Source organism: Citrobacter sp. Cpo091 (assembly GCF_030332645.1).
Classification (GTDB): domain Bacteria; phylum Pseudomonadota; class Gammaproteobacteria; order Enterobacterales; family Enterobacteriaceae; genus Citrobacter; species Citrobacter portucalensis.
On the sequence record NZ_JAOWHL010000037.1, the window covers coordinates 99804 to 117510 of the forward strand.

General features: G+C 54.3%; 11 protein-coding genes and 2 tRNA genes. 3 read left to right on the forward strand and 10 right to left on the reverse strand.

Features of this window, described 5'->3' with window-relative positions; genetic code table 11:
• Position 1 precedes the first annotated feature (1 nt).
• Positions 2-78, forward strand: a tRNA-Met gene (locus tag OGY04_RS15685).
• Between the two features lie 33 nt (positions 79-111).
• Positions 112-188, forward strand: a tRNA-Met gene (locus OGY04_RS15690).
• Between the two features lie 74 nt (positions 189-262).
• Here OGY04_RS15690 and amiC read toward each other — a convergent pair.
• The gene (gene amiC, locus OGY04_RS15695) at positions 263-1516 is read right to left on the reverse strand and encodes an N-acetylmuramoyl-L-alanine amidase AmiC (RefSeq protein ID WP_003034016.1); all 1254 of its coding nucleotides are present in this window, start codon (positions 1514-1516) and stop codon (positions 263-265) included.
• Positions 1517-1750: 234 nt separating this feature from the next.
• Between amiC and argA the strand changes: the two genes are divergently transcribed.
• Positions 1751-3082: an amino-acid N-acetyltransferase gene (argA, locus tag OGY04_RS15700; RefSeq protein ID WP_003034012.1), complete on the forward strand. Its 1332-nt coding sequence runs from the start codon at positions 1751-1753 to the stop codon at positions 3080-3082.
• A 97-nt stretch (positions 3083-3179) separates the two neighbouring features.
• On the opposite strand, the gene recD is transcribed toward argA, so the two are convergent.
• The 9 genes from recD to thyA form a co-directional block, all read right to left on the reverse strand.
• Positions 3180-5009 carry an exodeoxyribonuclease V subunit alpha gene (recD, locus tag OGY04_RS15705; RefSeq protein WP_286585592.1) on the reverse strand — a complete coding sequence of 610 codons (1830 nt, stop codon included), beginning with the start codon at positions 5007-5009 and terminating at the stop codon, positions 3180-3182.
• A complete protein-coding gene (recB, locus tag OGY04_RS15710) occupies positions 5006-8551 on the reverse strand; it encodes an exodeoxyribonuclease V subunit beta (RefSeq protein WP_286585594.1) in 3546 nt (1181 codons plus the stop codon). The genes recD and recB overlap by 4 nt, the downstream gene beginning before the upstream one ends.
• Positions 8544-11432, reverse strand: a complete 2889-nt coding sequence (gene ptrA / locus OGY04_RS15715) for a pitrilysin (protein WP_100271953.1) — start codon at positions 11430-11432, stop codon at positions 8544-8546. Before ptrA ends, recB begins: the two co-directional genes overlap by 8 nt.
• A 179-nt stretch (positions 11433-11611) precedes the next feature.
• On the reverse strand, positions 11612-14980 hold the full coding sequence (gene recC, locus OGY04_RS15720; RefSeq protein ID WP_286585596.1) for an exodeoxyribonuclease V subunit gamma: 3369 nt from the start codon (positions 14978-14980) through the stop codon (positions 11612-11614).
• 12 nt (positions 14981-14992) lie between these two features.
• Complete coding sequence (locus tag OGY04_RS15725; RefSeq protein WP_286585598.1) at positions 14993-15316, reverse strand: prepilin-type N-terminal cleavage/methylation domain-containing protein; 324 nt, start codon at positions 15314-15316, stop codon at positions 14993-14995.
• On the reverse strand, positions 15301-15708 hold the full coding sequence (locus tag OGY04_RS15730) for a DUF2509 family protein (RefSeq protein ID WP_286585600.1): 408 nt from the start codon (positions 15706-15708) through the stop codon (positions 15301-15303). Before OGY04_RS15730 ends, OGY04_RS15725 begins: the two co-directional genes overlap by 16 nt.
• Positions 15705-16268 carry a prepilin peptidase-dependent protein gene (locus tag OGY04_RS15735; protein ID WP_111465052.1) on the reverse strand — a complete coding sequence of 188 codons (564 nt, stop codon included), beginning with the start codon at positions 16266-16268 and terminating at the stop codon, positions 15705-15707. Before OGY04_RS15735 ends, OGY04_RS15730 begins: the two co-directional genes overlap by 4 nt.
• Entirely contained in the window at positions 16259-16729 is a 471-nt protein-coding gene (locus OGY04_RS15740; protein WP_286585602.1) for a prepilin peptidase-dependent protein, read from the reverse strand. Before OGY04_RS15740 ends, OGY04_RS15735 begins: the two co-directional genes overlap by 10 nt.
• A 182-nt stretch (positions 16730-16911) precedes the next feature.
• Positions 16912-17706 carry a thymidylate synthase gene (thyA, locus tag OGY04_RS15745; protein WP_003033990.1) on the reverse strand — a complete coding sequence of 265 codons (795 nt, stop codon included), beginning with the start codon at positions 17704-17706 and terminating at the stop codon, positions 16912-16914.
• Position 17707: the final 1 nt, after the last annotated feature.

Sequence of the window (17707 nt, forward strand, 5' to 3'; positions counted from 1 at the left end):
ACGCGGGGTGGAGCAGCCTGGTAGCTCGTCGGGCTCATAACCCGAAGGTCGTCAGTTCAAATCTGGCCCCCGCAACCAATCAAATTTGATAAAATATAAGCAGTACGGTGACGCGGGGTGGAGCAGCCTGGTAGCTCGTCGGGCTCATAACCCGAAGGTCGTCGGTTCAAATCCGGCCCCCGCAACCAACACATTAAACACCTTAACAGGTGTTTTTTTGTTTCTGTCGCCCATAAAAAAAGCGCTTTTCAGCGCTTTTTTGTTATCCCCTTCTCGCCAGCGTCGCCCCATCGGCAAAGTAGGCTTTAATCCCTGCCAGAATCGACTCTGCAACTTCCTGCTGGAAGGTCGCCGTTTTGAGTTTGCGCTCTTCCTCAACGTTACTGATAAATGCCGTTTCGACCAGAATAGACGGGATATCCGGCGCTTTTAGTACCGCAAACCCGGCCTGTTCAACCTGGTTCTTGTGCAGATTGTTGATTTTGCCAAGCTTGTTCAATACCGCTTTACCAAACTTCAGGCTGTCGGCGATGGTCAGCGACTGCACCATGTCGAACATGGTGTGGTCGACGTAGCGGTCACCGCTCTTACTGACGCCACCAATGAGATCCGAGGCGTTCTGGGTCTGCGCCAGATATTTCGCGGCGGTACTGGTCGCACCTTTGGTCGAGAGCGCAAACACCGACGAACCGCTGGGTTGTCGACTGGTAAAGGCATCAGCGTGAATAGAGACAAACAGGTCAGCACGCTGCTTCTGCGCTTTCGCCACGCGGACTTTAAGCGGAATGAAAATATCTTCATTTCGTGTCATAAAGACCTTCATGTTGCCCTCTTTCTCAATGAGGGCTCGCAGGCGGCGGGCAATCTGCAGCACCACATCCTTTTCACGCGTCTTGTATTTCCCCACCGCACCGGAGTCTTCTCCGCCGTGGCCTGGATCCAGCATAATGACAATGGGACGATCGCGCCCCGCTTTACCCGGCTGCGGGCCACTTTGTGCAGGTGGCACCTGTTTATCCAGATCGCCCTTGTTGTAATCTTCCAGCAATGCCAGCAGCGGATCCTGAACGTCCTGGGCATTCGCGGGATAGAGATCCATTACCAGACGTTCTTTAAAGCCTGCCACCGGAGCCAGCGCAAAAAGTTGCGGCTTCACATTCTGTTTCAGCTCGAACACCATCCGCACGGTCTTAGGATCAAACTGGCCAACGCGCGCCGACTTAATATACGGATCGTCAGGACGAATCTGCGTCCCAATGCCCTTGAGCACCGAGTTCAAATTAACGTCTTCAATATCCACAACCACACGCTCAGGATTACTCAGGGCAAACTGTTTGTATTTCAGCAGACGGTTAGATTCTACCGTGACGCGAGTGTAGCTGGACGCAGGCCAGATACGTACGGCAACGACCTGACTCACGGCCGCCAGACCCACCTGGCTGACGCTCAAAAGCCACATAGCACCCGCACCTTTCAATAAACGGCGGCGACTGATTGCTGAATTGGATCCCGACATGCTTCTCCCGAGCAAAGAAATCTTTTTTAGAGGTAATACGTAAAACGTCCGAATTGACCGGAAACTTTAGCGAATGACGCATAATCTGTCATCTATAAAAGGGTAAACATTCTTTTTATATTCACGGCATTACTGAGAAAAATCTTCGGCATGGGTAAAAATTACGCTTGCGCACAGCGCAAAAACAGAATAAAAATACACAAATTACGAATAATCATGCAATGAGGGTGTGCCGTGGTGAAGGAGCGTAGAACCGAACTGGTACAGGGATTCCGCCATTCTGTTCCCTATATCAATACCCATCGGGGAAAAACGTTTGTCATTATGCTGGGCGGCGAAGCCATCGAGCATGAAAACTTTTCCAGTATCGTCAATGACATTGGGCTTCTTCATAGCCTCGGCATCCGCCTGGTCGTGGTCTATGGCGCACGACCGCAGATTGATGCCAATCTTGCGGCACATCATCATGAACCGGTGTACCACAAAAATACGCGCGTCACCGACGCTAAAACGCTGGAGCTGGTCAAACAGGCTGCGGGTTTACTTCAGCTTGATATTACCGCCCGCTTGTCGATGAGCCTGAATAATACGCCATTGCAGGGTGCACACATCAATGTGGTCAGCGGCAATTTTATTATCTCCCAGCCGCTGGGCGTTGATGACGGCGTAGATTACTGCCATAGCGGGCGAATTCGTCGCATCGATGAAGATGCCATTCACCGCCAGTTAGATAGCGGCGCGATTGTGCTGATGGGCCCGGTCGCCGTTTCCGTCACCGGTGAGAGTTTTAACCTGACGTCAGAAGAGGTCGCCACGCAGTTGGCTATCAAACTGAAGGCCGAGAAAATGATCGGCTTTTGCTCGTCTCAGGGTGTCACCAACGATGATGGCGATATTATCTCCGAGCTGTTTCCTAACGAAGCCCAGGCTCGCGTTGAGTTGCAGGAAGAGAAAGGCGATTACAGCTCCGGCACGGTGCGCTTCCTGCGTGGGGCAGTGAAGGCCTGTCGCAGTGGCGTACGTCGCTGCCATCTGATCAGTTATCAGGAAGATGGTGCATTGCTGCAGGAACTGTTCTCCCGCGACGGGATCGGTACGCAGATCGTAATGGAAAGCGCCGAGCAGATCCGTCGCGCTACCATTAACGATATCGGCGGGATTCTGGAGCTTATCCGCCCGCTGGAGCAGCAAGGTATTCTGGTGCGCCGCTCGCGCGAGCAGTTGGAAATGGAGATCGACAAATTCACGATTATTCAGCGTGATAACCTGACCATCGCCTGTGCCGCTCTGTACCCTTTCCCGGAAGAGAGAATTGGCGAAATGGCGTGTGTAGCAGTGCATCCGGACTACCGTAGCTCGTCACGCGGGGAAGTGTTGCTGGAACGAATCGCCGCGCAGGCCCGGCAAATGGGGTTGAGCAAGCTGTTTGTGTTAACCACACGCAGCATCCACTGGTTCCAGGAGCGCGGCTTCACGCCGGTGGATATCGACCTGCTGCCGGAAAGCAAGAAAGAGATGTACAACTATCAGCGGCGGTCAAAAGTGCTGATGGCGGATTTGGCATAGGAGTGGTTGCCGGATGCGGCATAACTGCCTTATCCGGCCTACATCGCTGGCACATCTTTTTTAGGCCGGATGGCGCTGACGCTTATCCGGCCTACATCTACATCATGCCGTCATTAAATAATGCTGACAGTCCGCTGCGGCGTTCAGTGCGGGTGGCAATGGCGTGGCTCAATATCCGCTCATCGGCATACAGCGACAGGCGGCGACGCGCGCGGGTAACGGCGGTATAGACCAGCTCGCGGGTAACCACGGGTGAATGCTGGCTGGGTAAAATCAACGCCGCGTGATCAAACTCAGATCCCTGCGATTTGTGCACCGTCATTGCCCAGGTGGTTTCATGTTCAGGCAAGCGGCTGGGCTGCACCGATTTGATAGAACCATCCGGCAACGCAAACCACACCCTCAGGCCCTGTCCACGATCGAGGGCAATGCCGATATCACCGTTAAATAATCCCAGCGAACTGTCATTGCGCGCGATCATCACCGGCCTTCCCTCATACCAGCGGCTATGCGTCGAACGATGAATTTTACGTTTTTGCGCCATCACCTGCTCAATGCGTTCATTCAAACCACTAACGCCAAACGGACCTTCCCGCAGGGCGCATAGCAGTTGATACTCATTGAAGGCCTGAATGACAGCCCCCGGCTCCGCACCCTCGTGCAACAAATCCAGGTAGTGCCCATATCCCGCCAGCGCCTCATCCAGCATCGCGGCATAATCCTCGCTGCTGTGTAGCGTGCGTTTTTCGATGTCGCTAAATCCCTGCTGGAACACCGTTTTTATCGCAGTTTTGTCGCCGCGATTAATCGCCGCAGCCAACTGACCGATTCCGGAATCGCTGCCGAAACGGTAGCTTTTTTGCAGCAGGCACAGACTGTCGCGCAACGCTGCTGCCTGAATTCCCGACCCGGCAGGAATAGCGCTCCCGGTCAGGCGACTGAGCTGGCGGGCGCGTTCCGGGGTAAACCCGTCACCGACGAAAGCACAGATATCCCCCAGCACGGCCCCCGCTTCGACGGAAGCGAGCTGGTCGCGATCGCCCAGAAAAATCACCCGTCCGTGCGGCGGCAGCGCATCGATAAGTCGCGACATCATCGGTAAATCAATCATCGAGGCTTCATCCACCACCAGCACATCCAAATGCAGCGGGTTTCCCGCATGATGACGCAGGCGCTGACTGCCAGGCTGAGCGCCTAATAATCGATGCAGCGTACTGGCGTCATCGGGGATGCGTTTCTTTTGCTCATCGGTTAGCGGTAGCTCTCGTAGCGCCGCTCCCAGTGAGGCGGTCAGGCGCGCAGCCGCTTTTCCCGTTGGCGCCGCCAGTCGAATACGACAGCGCTCACCGTCGGCCATTTGAATCAACGCCGCCAGCAGCCTTGCGACCGTTGTCGTTTTTCCCGTCCCCGGTCCGCCTGAGATCACCGATATCCGGCGGGTGAGCGCAACAGCAGCGGCTACTTTTTGCCAGTTAACCCCCTCCGATGGCGGAAACAGCGCCGCCAGCGTGTGGGTCAGCCGTTGTTCATCCACTTCAATGGCGTGGTTCACTTCACTGAAAAAGCGAGCCACCGTACGTTCGTTGTGCCACATCCGGTTCAGATACAAGCGATCGCCGTACAGCACCAGCGGCGTGGGTTGCTCGCCACGGCTTACCGCACTGGAAGCCAGCAGACATTCCGCCCAGTCTTCTGGCTCGCCCGTTTCAGCGAGCCAGGCGCTTAACAGAGGATGCGCGTCCTCGCTCAGAGATAACCGTGAAAGCGGTAAGCAGACGTGCCCTTCTCCCGCTTCACGACTGAGCAACGCCGCAGCCAGCGCAACGGCAGGGTTGTCACTTCCGGCAACCGCCAGCGCGAACTGAGCATCCAGAGGCCGGAGCTGTTTTTGCTCAACAGCCTCCAGAAATCGTTTCTGGATTGTCATAGCATCGTCTCCTGCACCGCACCGGCAAACATCTCGTCCATCAACGCAATCAACTCTCCGTCAGGTCGGGTCGCGTAAATTCCCTGCTGCGGATTTTCACTGTCAACGCCGCGCAGGAAGAGATAGATAACGCCGCCAAAATGGCGTTCATAATCGTAATCAGCAATGCGATGGCGTAAGTAGCGATGCAGCGCGAGGGTATAAAGTTGGTATTGAAGGTCGTAGCGATGCGCCTGCATGGCAGAGGCCATTGCCTGCTGCGTATAGGCGGAGCTGTCTTCACCCAGCCAGTTCGATTTGTAATCGAGCAGGTAATAACGCCCCTGGTGGCGAAATACCAGGTCAATAAAGCCTTTCAGCATGCCGCGAACCTGCATAAAGTCCAACGCAGGGCACCCCGCCGAGAGCGGATCGTATTGGCGAATTAACGCATCAAGCTGGTTGGCCATCAACGGCTGCGAAATCGGCAGATAAAACTCCATCTCCACCTGTTTTTCACGCGCGGATAGCTGGCTCAAACTCACGCCAGTCTCGTTGAGAGGCGCCTGCAAAATGGCGTCCAGCCATTCGGTCAAAATCGGCGTCCAGTGTGCGTCATAACCGCCCAACGCCAGTTGCTCCTCGACCCAATGCGGATCCACCGGTTGCGTAAAATCGAGGTCTTCAAACAGGCTATGCAAGAACGTACCCGGCGAAGCGCCGCGCGGGAACTGATGCGGTGTAAGTCCTGACTCTTCAATAACCTCGCCGACGCCTGTGGCATCGATATCCAGTCGTGGGATCAGATCCTGCGCGATACCCTGTCCACGCTGTTGCAGACCGGAATAACTGGTCACGCGCCAGCTATCGCCGGGCTTACGCTGCAGTATTTTAGCACTCAGTTCGCTGCTAACGGCCTGCGCAACCTGCCAGGGTTCACCGTCAGGCTGCGCGGGAGTCTGGCAAGCAATATCGTTGCTACAAAGCGCTTCAATCGCGCTACGCAGACCCACGGCATCCATCGGCTCACCTTTTTGCAACAGGCGACCAAGTGCACTCTGATGCACATCGGTATCCCCTTTTTTATCGCCCCGACGTCGCACCAACGGCGCAACGCCAAGGCTGCAATGCCATACCGAACGGGTTAGCGCGACATACAGCAAACGCAGGTCTTCCGCCAGACGCTCTGCTTCGGCTAGCTCAACGCTCTCCTCAGCATCGCTGAGATCCAGCACGGCTTCAAAAGAGCTACGATCGTGGTAGAAAGCCTGATCCTGAACGCGGAAATTGGTAATAAACGGCAGCCAGACCAGCGGATACTCCAGCCCTTTCGATTTATGGATGGTGACGATTTTGACCAGATGCTTGTCGCTTTCCAGCCTGAGCTGCTGGCTGGACGCGTTGCTGTCGGGTTCAAGAATATGCTGGGACAACCAGCGCACCAGCGCATGCTCGCTTTCCAGCTGCGAGCCCGCTTCCTGCAACAGTTCGCTGATATGTAAAATGTCGGTCAGTCGACGTTCGCCTCCCGCCGTCGCCAGCAGGTTCTCTGCAATCTGTCGAGCCGTCATCAGCGCACGTAGCATCGGCATCACGCCGCGTTTATGCCAGATCTGACGATAGCCGTCGAATTCTTCGACCACCGCATCCCAGGCATTCTCGTCGGTATTTAACGCTTCAATATCCTGCGCATTCAGCCCCATCATTGAGGTCGCCAGCGCGCTACGCAACGTGTTCTCACGTTCCGGCGTCATCACCGCCTGCAGCACCCATAGCAACTCCTGCGCTTCCAGTGTTTCAAATACGCTGTCACGGTTGGAGAGGTAGACAGAGGGAATGGCCAGTTGCGTCAGCGCATCACGGACCAGCGCCGCCTCCTGGCGGCTACGCACCAGTACGCTGATGTCCGACGCGCGTACCGGGCTGGATACTTTGCCACTGACCAGTTGCGCAGCGCCAGAATGCCCAGCCTTAAGCCAGTCGCGAATTTGTGTGGCGCACACCTGGGCCATGTAGCTCTGATAATCGCCTACGCCGCAACTTTCTCCTTCCATCAGCCACATACTCATAGCTGGCTGCGTTTCGCCGTGCAAAACAAACCGTAACGCCTGGTTTTTTTCTGCGGATTTTACCGGGCTGAAAGGGATTTCGCGGAACATAAAGGCGTCGTCCATTTGGCTGAAAAGCGTATTCACGCTATTGACCATGCCGGGGGCCGAACGCCAGTTGGTATCAAGCGTATAGTGTGCGCTGACTTCGCTGCGCGCCTTCATATAGGTGAAGATATCCGCGCCGCGAAACGCGTAAATTGCCTGTTTCGGATCACCAATTAGCAGCAGTGCGGTATCCGGCTGATGCTGCCAGATCCGACGAAAAATACGGTACTGCTGCGGATCGGTATCCTGGAATTCATCGATCATGGCGACCGGGAAACGAGTACGAATAGCCGTCGCCAGCGCATCGCCGCTTTCACTGCGCAACGCCGCATCCAGACGGCTGAGCATATCGTCAAAACCCAGCTCGCCGCGGCGACGTTTTTCCTCGGCAACTGCCGAGCGGATCTCCGCCAGCGCCCGGGTGATCACCAGATCGCGGAGAGTTAACGGTTCGCTAAGCAGTTCATCAATAGCGACAAACAGCGGGTGCTGAGGGGTTATCCCGCCCGCTTTGGTTCGCTCTTCCAAAAAACGCTGTGAGAATTTCTCCAGCGCGTCAGGAAGCTGGTAACTTTGTGTTTCTTCCTGCGCCCACGCGCTGATCTTTTCGATCCACTTGCCCTGATTACCGCGATTAAATTTTCGCCGGTCAATTCCGGAGGCCTCAATCAGGCCATCCAGCTCATTAACACAATCACGCCATTGCTGCTTGATCTGGTTAATGCGTGCGAGAATTTGTTCATGCCGGGAGGCTAGCGTTTCGTCATCAGACGGTGGCGCCTTGATAACCGGCGCCTCCCCCTGCAGATAGCGATCGATATCTCTCAGCAGCGCTTGCGGTCCTTTCCACGTTTCAAAAACCACCTGCGCAATGTCGCGGGGCAGCGGGTAGCAGTGCCGACGCCAGAAGTCCGCGCAGGCCTGATAGCGCAGCAGCGATTCATCTTCTATCAGTTGCTGTTCGAACAGCATGCCTGACTCAAAGGCATTGAGACTGAGCATACGCTGACAAAAGCCGTGGATGGTAAACACCGCCGCTTCATCCATCTGTCTTTCAGCCAATAGCAGCCACTGCGCGGCCTGTTTTTTATCGGCAATTTCATCTAACAAACGGGCATATAGCGGGTTGTCGGTGGTTTCACGCAGGCAGGCAATTCGCAGTTCATGAATATTGCTACGAATTCGACCGCGCAACTCTTCGGTAGCCGCCTCGGTGAAGGTGACCACCAGCAGTTCTTCGACGGTAAGAGGACGAGGAAAGGCAGCAGAACCGCCCAGTCCAAGCAGTAAACGTAAATACAGGGCGGCGATGGTAAAGGTTTTACCGGTGCCCGCAGAGGCTTCAATCAGACGCTCGCCCGTCAGGGGCAAGCGCAGTGGATCAAGGGACTCAGCGGCATCATTCATTCTTATCACTCATCAGGGGTAAGGTTTGCTGCAACGCGCTGACGGTCTGCCACACTTTCCAGCCTTCCGGGTGCACATATTCTGCTTTCCCATTCTGACTGCCGGAAACCTGTGACAATATCGCCATGCCTTGCGGCTCAACCACCGCCTGATGGAAGAAGTCGGCAAGTTTTTGCGGCGTCAGCAGTTTAATCTGAGCCACTATTTTATCACGTGAATCGAAGCGCATATTGCCGCGATCAAAATCTTTGCTTAACTGTGAGGCTTCTGCCCCCAGCGTTTGCGGCGCCTGCAGCATTTGCGCAATAATCGCCTGCTGAATTTGCGCGAACTCTTCAGGTTTCATCGCCCGCAGCTTCGCTTCCGCCGTCGGGAAGAACGCTTTATAACGCTCCCAGAGGTAAGACGGCTGCTTATCACTGCTTTGCAGCAGGAACCCCATTCCCCACTGACGGCCAACGCTCATCGGGAAAGCAAATACGGCGTAGCCTAACTGTTCTTCAGTACGCAGCTGATTGTAGAACCACGGCTGAACAATCTGACCTAACATAGCGCTGTAGGCTGAACTGGCGTATTCATCGTATCCGGTTGGCACAAATACCGCGGCCAGCGCTGAATCCGTGCTGCTGCCTGCTTTTTCAAAGATGACGGACTGCTTCTTGTCCACAACCACATCTTTGTTGCGACACCACTGTGATCCGTTCGCACCAAGCTGTTTTTGGATATCCCGCGCCATGCTCGTCGTCTGAGCTTCGCTCATATTGCCAATGACCAGGAATTCAGGTCGCGCACCGGTTTTTAAGGCGTCGCGGTAGGTCATCACCTCTTTCAGGGTGATGGAAGGCAGCAGCTTACGGCGCTCGTCGCGGGAGAAGTATGGCACCTGAGAAAGCATCTGCACCGGCATAATAGCCTGATCGTAAGCTTTACCCTTTTCTGCGGAATCCATCATCTGGGCATACCAGGATTTCGCCTGCGCCAGCTGTTCGTCCGTTGAGGTATAGCTGAAATAGCCGCTCAGCAGCGCCTGAAAAAGCTGCGGCAAACGTTGGGTGTAGCCGTTGGCGTTAAGCATCAACCCATTGTTAGCGTTGGTAGAGAAACCAATTCCACCTACCGATGCCTGGTTACTTAACTGATCGAGCGCAATCCCTGCCAGGTAATCGTTAAGTGCGAATAAGACCTGGTTGCGGGCGCTGTCCATGGCTTTCGGGTTACGCAGGATCACGCTGACGTCAGCCTTCGGCTCGCTGGCAAAATACTGGCTCGGAGCATACACCACACGTAAATCCGGCTCATCAACGATCAGCTCTGGGTGAGCGTATTTTTTATCCGTCTTAATCAGCGTGAAATCATCCGGAATGTAGGGGTTCAACTCCGGTAACGACAGCGCAATGCCCTGCGCTTTTTGCTGCCAGTCGGCAAAGGTTTTGTCGCTGATTTTATCCACCTGGTAAGGCGCATCGACAAAATAAGCGGTTTTATTATGCGGCTCTTTCGCGCTGATATACCAGATACGCGCATTCTGCGGCGTCATCATTGCCAGACGTTGCTCAACGGCTTTCGCATCGTACTGGTCAGCAATATTCACCGCATCCAGCGTATGCTCGACGGGAACGCGGATCATGGTATCAGCCAGCCATTCCACGTAGTCCATATCACGGGTGATGGAGGGATAACGGAAATCGAGATCCAGCACGTGCGCCAGCTCGTCAAAATAGCGTTTATCGACACCTTTCTCGCGTAACAAATTGAGGTAGCTAAAGATTGCCGCGACAACTTCATCGCGGTTCGCCAGCCCCTTGTCGGTTAACGTCGCGGAAATGGCTAATACGCCGCTGTTCCCGTTGACCACCGGATCGGAGTCTGCGCGAATACCTTCAACCAGGCCCTGCTTTTGCAGCCAGTCAGACAACGTGCCCGGGCTACGATTGCCAATCAGGTAGGTCACCAGTTCATCGGTTTTACTGCGGAACTGCGCGCTGTTGTTATCGATACGAAACTCGACGCGCAATACTTTACGCGGCATTGCCGGAACATAGTGGATGATGATGCCCTTTTGCGCATCAGTGACGACCGGGACGGTAATCTCAGGCTTTGCGATATTCCTGTTCGGTACGCGCCCAAAGGTGTCAGCCGCTATCCGCGCCAGCTCTGGCAGCGGTTTATTGCTATAAATCACCGCCTTCATCAGGTTCGCAGAGTAGTACTTTTCATGAAATTTTTGTAATGCTTGCAGCACCGGGTTGCCCGGTTTATCGCTTAATGTCTCAAGATTCCCGCCAGAGAAACGCGAACCTGGGTGCGCCGGGTTGATCGTCTCAGCGCTCACCTGCGCCATACGCATCCCGTCTCGGGTACGCGCCAGCGTCAGCTCGGAGTTAACCGCGTTACGCTCGCGGTCGGCATATTTTTTATCCAGCAATGGATCGGCAATAGCATCCGCCAGGCGATCCACCGCCCCCACCAGCGCGTCGTTTTCGACTTCAAGATAGAAGGCCGTACGATAAGGCGCAGTGCTGGCATTGTGGCTACCGCCGTGCATTTTCAGGAATTCAGCCAGGCTGTCCGGCTGCGGGTATTTTTTCGAGCCCATCAGACACATGTGTTCGAGATAGTGCGCCAGCCCCTGATGATCGTCCGGATCTTCCAGCGAGCCCACGGGGACTACCAGTGCAGAAAGGGATTTCACGGCCTGAGGATCGGATACCAGCAGCACAACCATGCCGTTATCAAGGCGCACGGCCTGATACTGACGGGTGTCTTTATCGCTTTTACGGATGGTTTCAGCTAAAGGCTGCCAACCGGTATCTGCCTGACTTACGGGAACCCAAAGGGCGACGAACAACAGTAATGCGCTGAACCAGGTGCTGCGGGGCATTCACAAACCTCATCATTAACGAATTCACCTGTTCACTACAAACCACGCATAAATACGTGATCTGAACAGGGCAAGACTATGTGCTGAACGAGCCAGCATCTTCTCTTTGTAAGAATCAGTCCGTGACAGAATGCGCATCATAGTGGAAGCCATCGAATTGCGCAATTTTTATACAATCATCATGACTGATTAAAGCGAAAAATCGGTAACAGGTAGCGCTGAGACTGTAAAACAATAGCCTCCTGCGTATCAGCATCCAGTTGACGCCAAAGACGCTGATACCAGATATCATCACCTTCGCCACGTACCATCATGTTGCCTTCATAGGCTTGCAGAAACTTACTGCGCGCTTTTTGCAACGTTGCATCGTCATCTAACATGGCATCATTTGCGGCGTCATAACAGGTTTTTATCCATGCACCACCGCTTTCGGGTAATACCAGCAACGGTGACGACATGCCTTCCCGATACCCCTCAATGAGTTGCGACAGGTACAGCAGCGCCTGTTCTGCATCCAGCGGCGGAAAACGCCATTCTCCGTCTTTACGCAGGAACAATCGGCTCTCTCCCCTACCGCCACTGGCACAATAGACAAGATGTTCCAGCCAAAGTTGCACACCCTGCGCAATGCTTATCAAAGATGGGCGCCAGCGCAACAAACCGTCCTCTTGCACCTGCGGCAGCCAGCCGGTGATTTGCACGCCGTGACAGTTAAGATCGATTTCCATGCTCTGACAGGGCTGACGACAGGCGATAATGCGTTCAGCCAGCGACTGCATTTCCTGACGCTGCGTATCCCACAGAATTTCGCCAAACGGCCCATAGGGTAGCGCGCCCGCCGCACGAAAACGGCGGAACAGTCGTTCAGCATCGTTCTCTTCAACCAGCGTATTAAGCAATTGCTGATTAAGCTGGTAGCGGGTCAACCCTTCAAGAGTGAAAGGTTCCGTATCCGGGATCTCACTCTCTTCAGAGCGGAAGTTGACCCTTAAACGCATCTGGAAAAAGGCGCGTACCGGATGTGCCCAAAATCGCTGCAGCGTTTCCAGCGTTAGCGTTTCTGGCATTTCAAAGGGAAGAGGCTGCACAAAATCCGTGTGCGCTTTTCCTGACAGACTCGCCGCAGGCAGCCATTCCCGGGCATAGCTTTGCTGTTCGCCCGGCAAATAGTTTTGTGCATCAAAGGGCATACGGGTATGCAAACGGGTTATGTGCGCTTTTACCCTTGCCTCGCTTTGATCGCAGGTCAACGATTCATCGCCCGGCAGGTAGTGGCTTTGCCCGATGTAGTCCATCAGTTCTTGCACCAGCACCGACGGGAAGCGCTCGCTGTTATCCTGAATAGAGCGGCCAATGTAGCTGATGTAGAGCGTCTGCTGTGCCGAAATTAATGCTTCGAGGAACAGATAGCGGTCATCATCGCGACGACTGCGATCGCCCCGCATCGGTTTTTGGCTCATTAAATCAAAGCCCAGCGGCGCAAGTTGACGCGGATAAATCCCATCGTTCATACCCAGCAGGCACACCACTTTGAACGGAATGGAGCGCATCGGCATCAGCGTACAAATGTTAACGGGCCCCGCCAGGAAGCGCTGGCTGATGCGTTCCTGGTCAAGGCGCTGGGCTAGCTCATCACGCAACAGAGAGAGCGGTATAGCATCGCCGTACTCGGCCCCTAAACCTTCGGTAATAATGGCCTGCCACTGCTGTTCAATCAGCGTCATTGCCGCTTCGGTGTCCGCGTCCGGTAGGAAGAAATCATTAAGCATTTCCCGACAAACGGGTAGCCACTCTTCCAGCGGTCGTTCCTGTGCTAACCCTCTACGCCAGAGATTAAGCTGCATCAGCAACGAGGCCAGATGCCCTACCAGCTCGGCAATCAGGCCGCTGGACTCATCGTAAGGCAATACCGATTGCCACTCGCCCTGCGAGCTTTCCATCGCGTAGCCGAGCAGCATACGCGTTAAACCAAATTGCCAGGTATGCTGACCTGTAGGTGGAAGTTCCAGTTCACGCACGTTATCGTCGTCAATTCCCCAACGAATCCCGGATTCATTGACCCATAAACGAAGATAGCGCAACCCTTCTTCATCAATGTTGAAACGCGCCGCCAGCACGGGAACATCCAGTAACGCCAGGACATCCTCTGAGACAAAACGGCTATCCGGCAGCGACAGCAGGCTGATAAAGGCCTCTAAGACGGGATGAGACTGGCGTGCCCGACGGTCAGATATCGCATAAGGTAAGTAACGCTCGGCTGGCGCGCTACCAAAGACCGACTGAATGAATGGGCTGTAGCTGTCGATGTCCGCCACCATCACGATAATATCGCGCGGTGTCAGCGTTGGGTCCGCTTCCAGCATGGCCAAAAGCCGGTCATGAAGAATTTCCACCTCGCGCTGTGGGCTATGGCAGACATGGAAAGTCACGCTGGTGTCGTTCAGCTCAAGCCGGCGTTTATTGTCGCTACGGGAATATTCTTCCAGCGTAACGCCCGCCACGGCATGACTTTCAAGTTCCAGAATATCCGATTGAATATTATGCAAAAGGTTGTCAGGCGTAATGTCGACAAACGCATCCAGTTCCTGACTGTTTTCCAGCTCCGAAAGCAAATAAATGTAATCACGCCCCAGCTTGCCCCACGAGGCCAGCATCGGGTTGCCCACATCCTGTTCGCCATCGCTGTTAAATAATCCTTCGGCTTTCTGATTATCACGAAACAGCGGCAGATGCCGTTCTTCAAAGCTGTGCCGACGCTGACGTGCCATCAGCTTCGCCAGCCAGGCCGGATCTTTAATATCCCCCCAGTAGTAGCGACAAGGGTTGGTAAACAGCAGATGAATATCAATGTGCTTACCCAGCGCCTGCAGGGCCTGCAGGTAAACCGGCGGTAGCGCCGAAATACCGCAAATAAAGACCCGAGAAGGCAGTCCCTGTGGGCACTCGGACGCGTTTTCCAACGTCTGAATAAATCGTTGGTATAAATTGGCACGATGCCAGCGCGGTTGGCCCAATTCCGCGGTGTATTCCACCAGCGCTTTCCACAACGGTGCCTGCCAGGCCTGAGACTCGCCGAGTCCCTCAACCAGACGCCCCGCTTCCCATTGGGTCAACCAGTCAGGGCGGTAGACTAAATACTGGTCGAAAAGGTCAGCCGCGCGCGAGGAAAGCTGAAAAAGCTTACGTTTATCAGTGTCGTCCGTCAGATAGTGGCGTAGCAATGCGAAGTCATCGCTATCCAGCAATTGTGGCAACAGCGTCATCAACTTCCAGCTCATGCTCTGTTTGCTGAACGCACTCTCTTTCGGGATATCCGGCAGCACGCGCACAAACATATCCCAGATAAAGCTCGCGGGCAGCGGAAAATCGATATTGGCGGCAATACTAAACTTCTGTGCAAGAGTCATTTGTAGCCACTGCGCCATACCGGTACTTTGAACCAGGATCATCTCAGGTTCAAAGGGGTCGTCCAGCCGCTCGCGCTCAACGATAAATTCCATTAACGCTTCCAGCACATCCAGACGGTTGGAGTGGTAGACCCTTAACATAGCGACTCCTGACTACTGACGATTCGGGCAATGCAGACGCGTCATCTGACCCTGCCTGCCGAGGGGTGAAGAAATTATAACGTTGATGCTGACACATCCCGCTCTCGTTGTCTGCATTCGGTTAACCTGCCAGTTCACAGGCGATGAAAACGGGTACAGCTGGGTTTGCTGCCAGGCGTGGCGCCAGAGTTGCTGATACTGGTTTCTGATGATAAAGCTGTTCATTAGCACCCGCTGGTATCCTGACAACGCGGTCACAATCATTACCATTAGTACCATTGCCAGCATCACTTCCGGCAGACTAAAGCCACGCTCTCTGTTCAGGGGATCTGGCATAACGTCTGCTCCTTTAGCGGACAAAAATCGCTCCAGCCACGCGCCGAGAATTCTATGTTGCCATCAATAACCACCCCCTGACGCCATAACGATATCCCTTCATTGTGGGCAATAAGCAGAACAAAATTATTGGTAAGCAGGCGCAGGCAAACCGCGGCATCCTGCGTGGGATCGCGCCGACACTGTACGGCGGGTTGTAAGCGCCAGGGCTGCGTACGCCCCCATTCCATCGCGGATTGCACTACCGCCTGACGCTGCAGCGCCTGACTTTGTGTGACCACACGCGCAGCAAAACTGGCCTCCTGTCTGCTAACGCCTTGCAGCAGCAGACTACCGAGCACCAGCAGCAACAGGACCATTGCCAGAGAGGATACGCCTCTCTCACGGTTCACAGGTTGAATCCCGTAACGCTGTAGACCGCTTCAACAACTTTTTGTGGTTGGTCATTGCTCACTCCACGCAAACGCAGCGTAAGAAGCGGGGAATATCCGCTGAAATTCAGCCTTTCAACCTGGAATGCCTCAATCTGCATCGTGGCCGGATCGGTCATTTTGTCCCATCCTTTGCCAGTGCAGCCGGTGGCTCCACGCACGGTTTCCAACACCTTGTCCTGTAAACGAAACCCAATAGAATCAGCCTCTTTCACGGGACCGCTTTCCCAAACGCCATTGCTGTTGGCATCCCAGCGGGCAATAACACAGTCTCCCTTAGCCGATATCACCAGTCCCTCTCCGACACAGTTTCCCCGGCAATACCCCGCCCGCTGAAGATGCTTCGCCACGGTGTAGACCCGCTGCCATATTTCATCTTCCAGTACTAACTGGCGCGTGTTACGCAGAATCTCTCGCTGTAGCGCCGGTAAAAATCGTGCTGAGCTAAGCAATAAAATACTGCTAATCGCCATGGCAATGAGCATCTCCAGCAGTGAAAACCCCCGTTCGTTTACTGACATAATCTGGCCTCATCACTCTCGCAAAGCCTAACTCGCCCCCAGCCAGACACCACCACGCGCCATTCCCCAGTCGCATTTTTCAGGCGTATATGTCCGGCCCATGCCGTATTGCGCAGTCCAAAAAAGGCCAGTGAAGGTGTTATCTCTGCCATTTCGACGTCGTCCCTGGGTGGTGTAAAAACCAAAGACGAAACGGGTCGGCACGTGGTTTGCGAAGCCGCAGAGCTGACAAAACACCATGATGTGCCATCCCGAATCATGCTTATCACGTGATCGCGGTTACGCCAGTTAGCATCTTCACGCAGTTGCAGCAGGTAGTCCCGCACCTGGCAGGCGGTCTGCCACAGCCGCTGTTGCTGCTGCCAGCGCTGCCAACCATACAGCCCAGATGCACCAAGCGCCGCGACAATCAGCATCGCAATCAGGGTTTCGAGAAGCGTGTAACCTTGTTGTTTTTTCATGTCGCCAGTATGGCGTGAGGAAAATGAATAACGAGCGGGAAATTCGGTTTCTACGGCGAGCTATGGGGAATATTTAGCGCGTTACAGGCCGTTGCAATATTTCAGGAATCCGCGCCGAAGAACGCGATTTGAGACAAAAAAACCGACGCACATGGGCGTCGGTTGTGACAGCATGAAACAGGTTAGATAGCTACCGGTGCTTTAATACCCGGGTGCGGATCGTAGCCTTCAATTTCGAAGTCTTCGAAGCGATAGTCAAAGATTGATTCAGGCTTACGTTTGATAACCAGTTTCGGCAGCGCGCGCGGTTCACGGCTAAGCTGCAGATGCGTTTGATCCATATGGTTGCTGTACAGGTGCGTGTCGCCGCCGGTCCAGACAAAATCACCCACTTCCAGATCGCACTGCTGCGCCATCATGTGTACCAGCAAAGCGTAGCTGGCAATGTTAAACGGCAGGCCGAGGAACACATCGCACGAACGCTGATACAGCTGGCAGGAGAGCTTGCCATCCGCCACGTAGAACTGGAAGAACGCATGGCACGGTGCCAGCGCCATTTTATCCAGCTCACCGACGTTCCATGCTGAAACGATGATGCGGCGAGAGTCCGGATCATTTTTCAGCTGGTTTAGCACGGTGGTGATCTGGTCGATATGGCGACCATCTGGCGTAGGCCACGCGCGCCATTGTTTGCCGTAAACCGGGCCTAAATTACCGTTTTCATCCGCCCATTCGTCCCAGATTGAGACGTTGTTTTCATGCAGGTAGGCAACGTTAGTATCGCCCTGCAAGAACCACAGCAGCTCATGAATGATCGAGCGTAAATGGCAGCGTTTAGTCGTAACCAGCGGGAACCCTTCCTGCAGATTAAAACGCATCTGATGACCAAAAATGGAAAGCGTTCCGGTTCCGGTACGGTCGTTTTTCTGTGTGCCTTCATCCAGCACTTTTTGCATCAGTTCTAAATACTGTTTCATG

Coding starts and splice junctions, on each gene's coding strand:
- amiC (WP_003034016.1), bottom strand. CDS start 1,516: ATGTCGGGATCCAATTCAGCAATCAGTCGCCGCCGTTTATTGAAAGGT.
- recD (WP_286585592.1), bottom strand. CDS start 5,009: ATGACAATCCAGAAACGATTTCTGGAGGCTGTTGAGCAAAAACAGCTC.
- recB (WP_286585594.1), bottom strand. CDS start 8,551: ATGAATGATGCCGCTGAGTCCCTTGATCCACTGCGCTTGCCCCTGACG.
- ptrA (WP_100271953.1), bottom strand. CDS start 11,432: ATGCCCCGCAGCACCTGGTTCAGCGCATTACTGTTGTTCGTCGCCCTT.
- recC (WP_286585596.1), bottom strand. CDS start 14,980: ATGTTAAGGGTCTACCACTCCAACCGTCTGGATGTGCTGGAAGCGTTA.
- OGY04_RS15725 (WP_286585598.1), bottom strand. CDS start 15,316: ATGCCAGATCCCCTGAACAGAGAGCGTGGCTTTAGTCTGCCGGAAGTG.
- OGY04_RS15735 (WP_111465052.1), bottom strand. CDS start 16,268: ATGTCAGTAAACGAACGGGGGTTTTCACTGCTGGAGATGCTCATTGCC.
- OGY04_RS15740 (WP_286585602.1), bottom strand. CDS start 16,729: ATGAAAAAACAACAAGGTTACACGCTTCTCGAAACCCTGATTGCGATG.
- thyA (WP_003033990.1), bottom strand. CDS start 17,706: ATGAAACAGTATTTAGAACTGATGCAAAAAGTGCTGGATGAAGGCACA.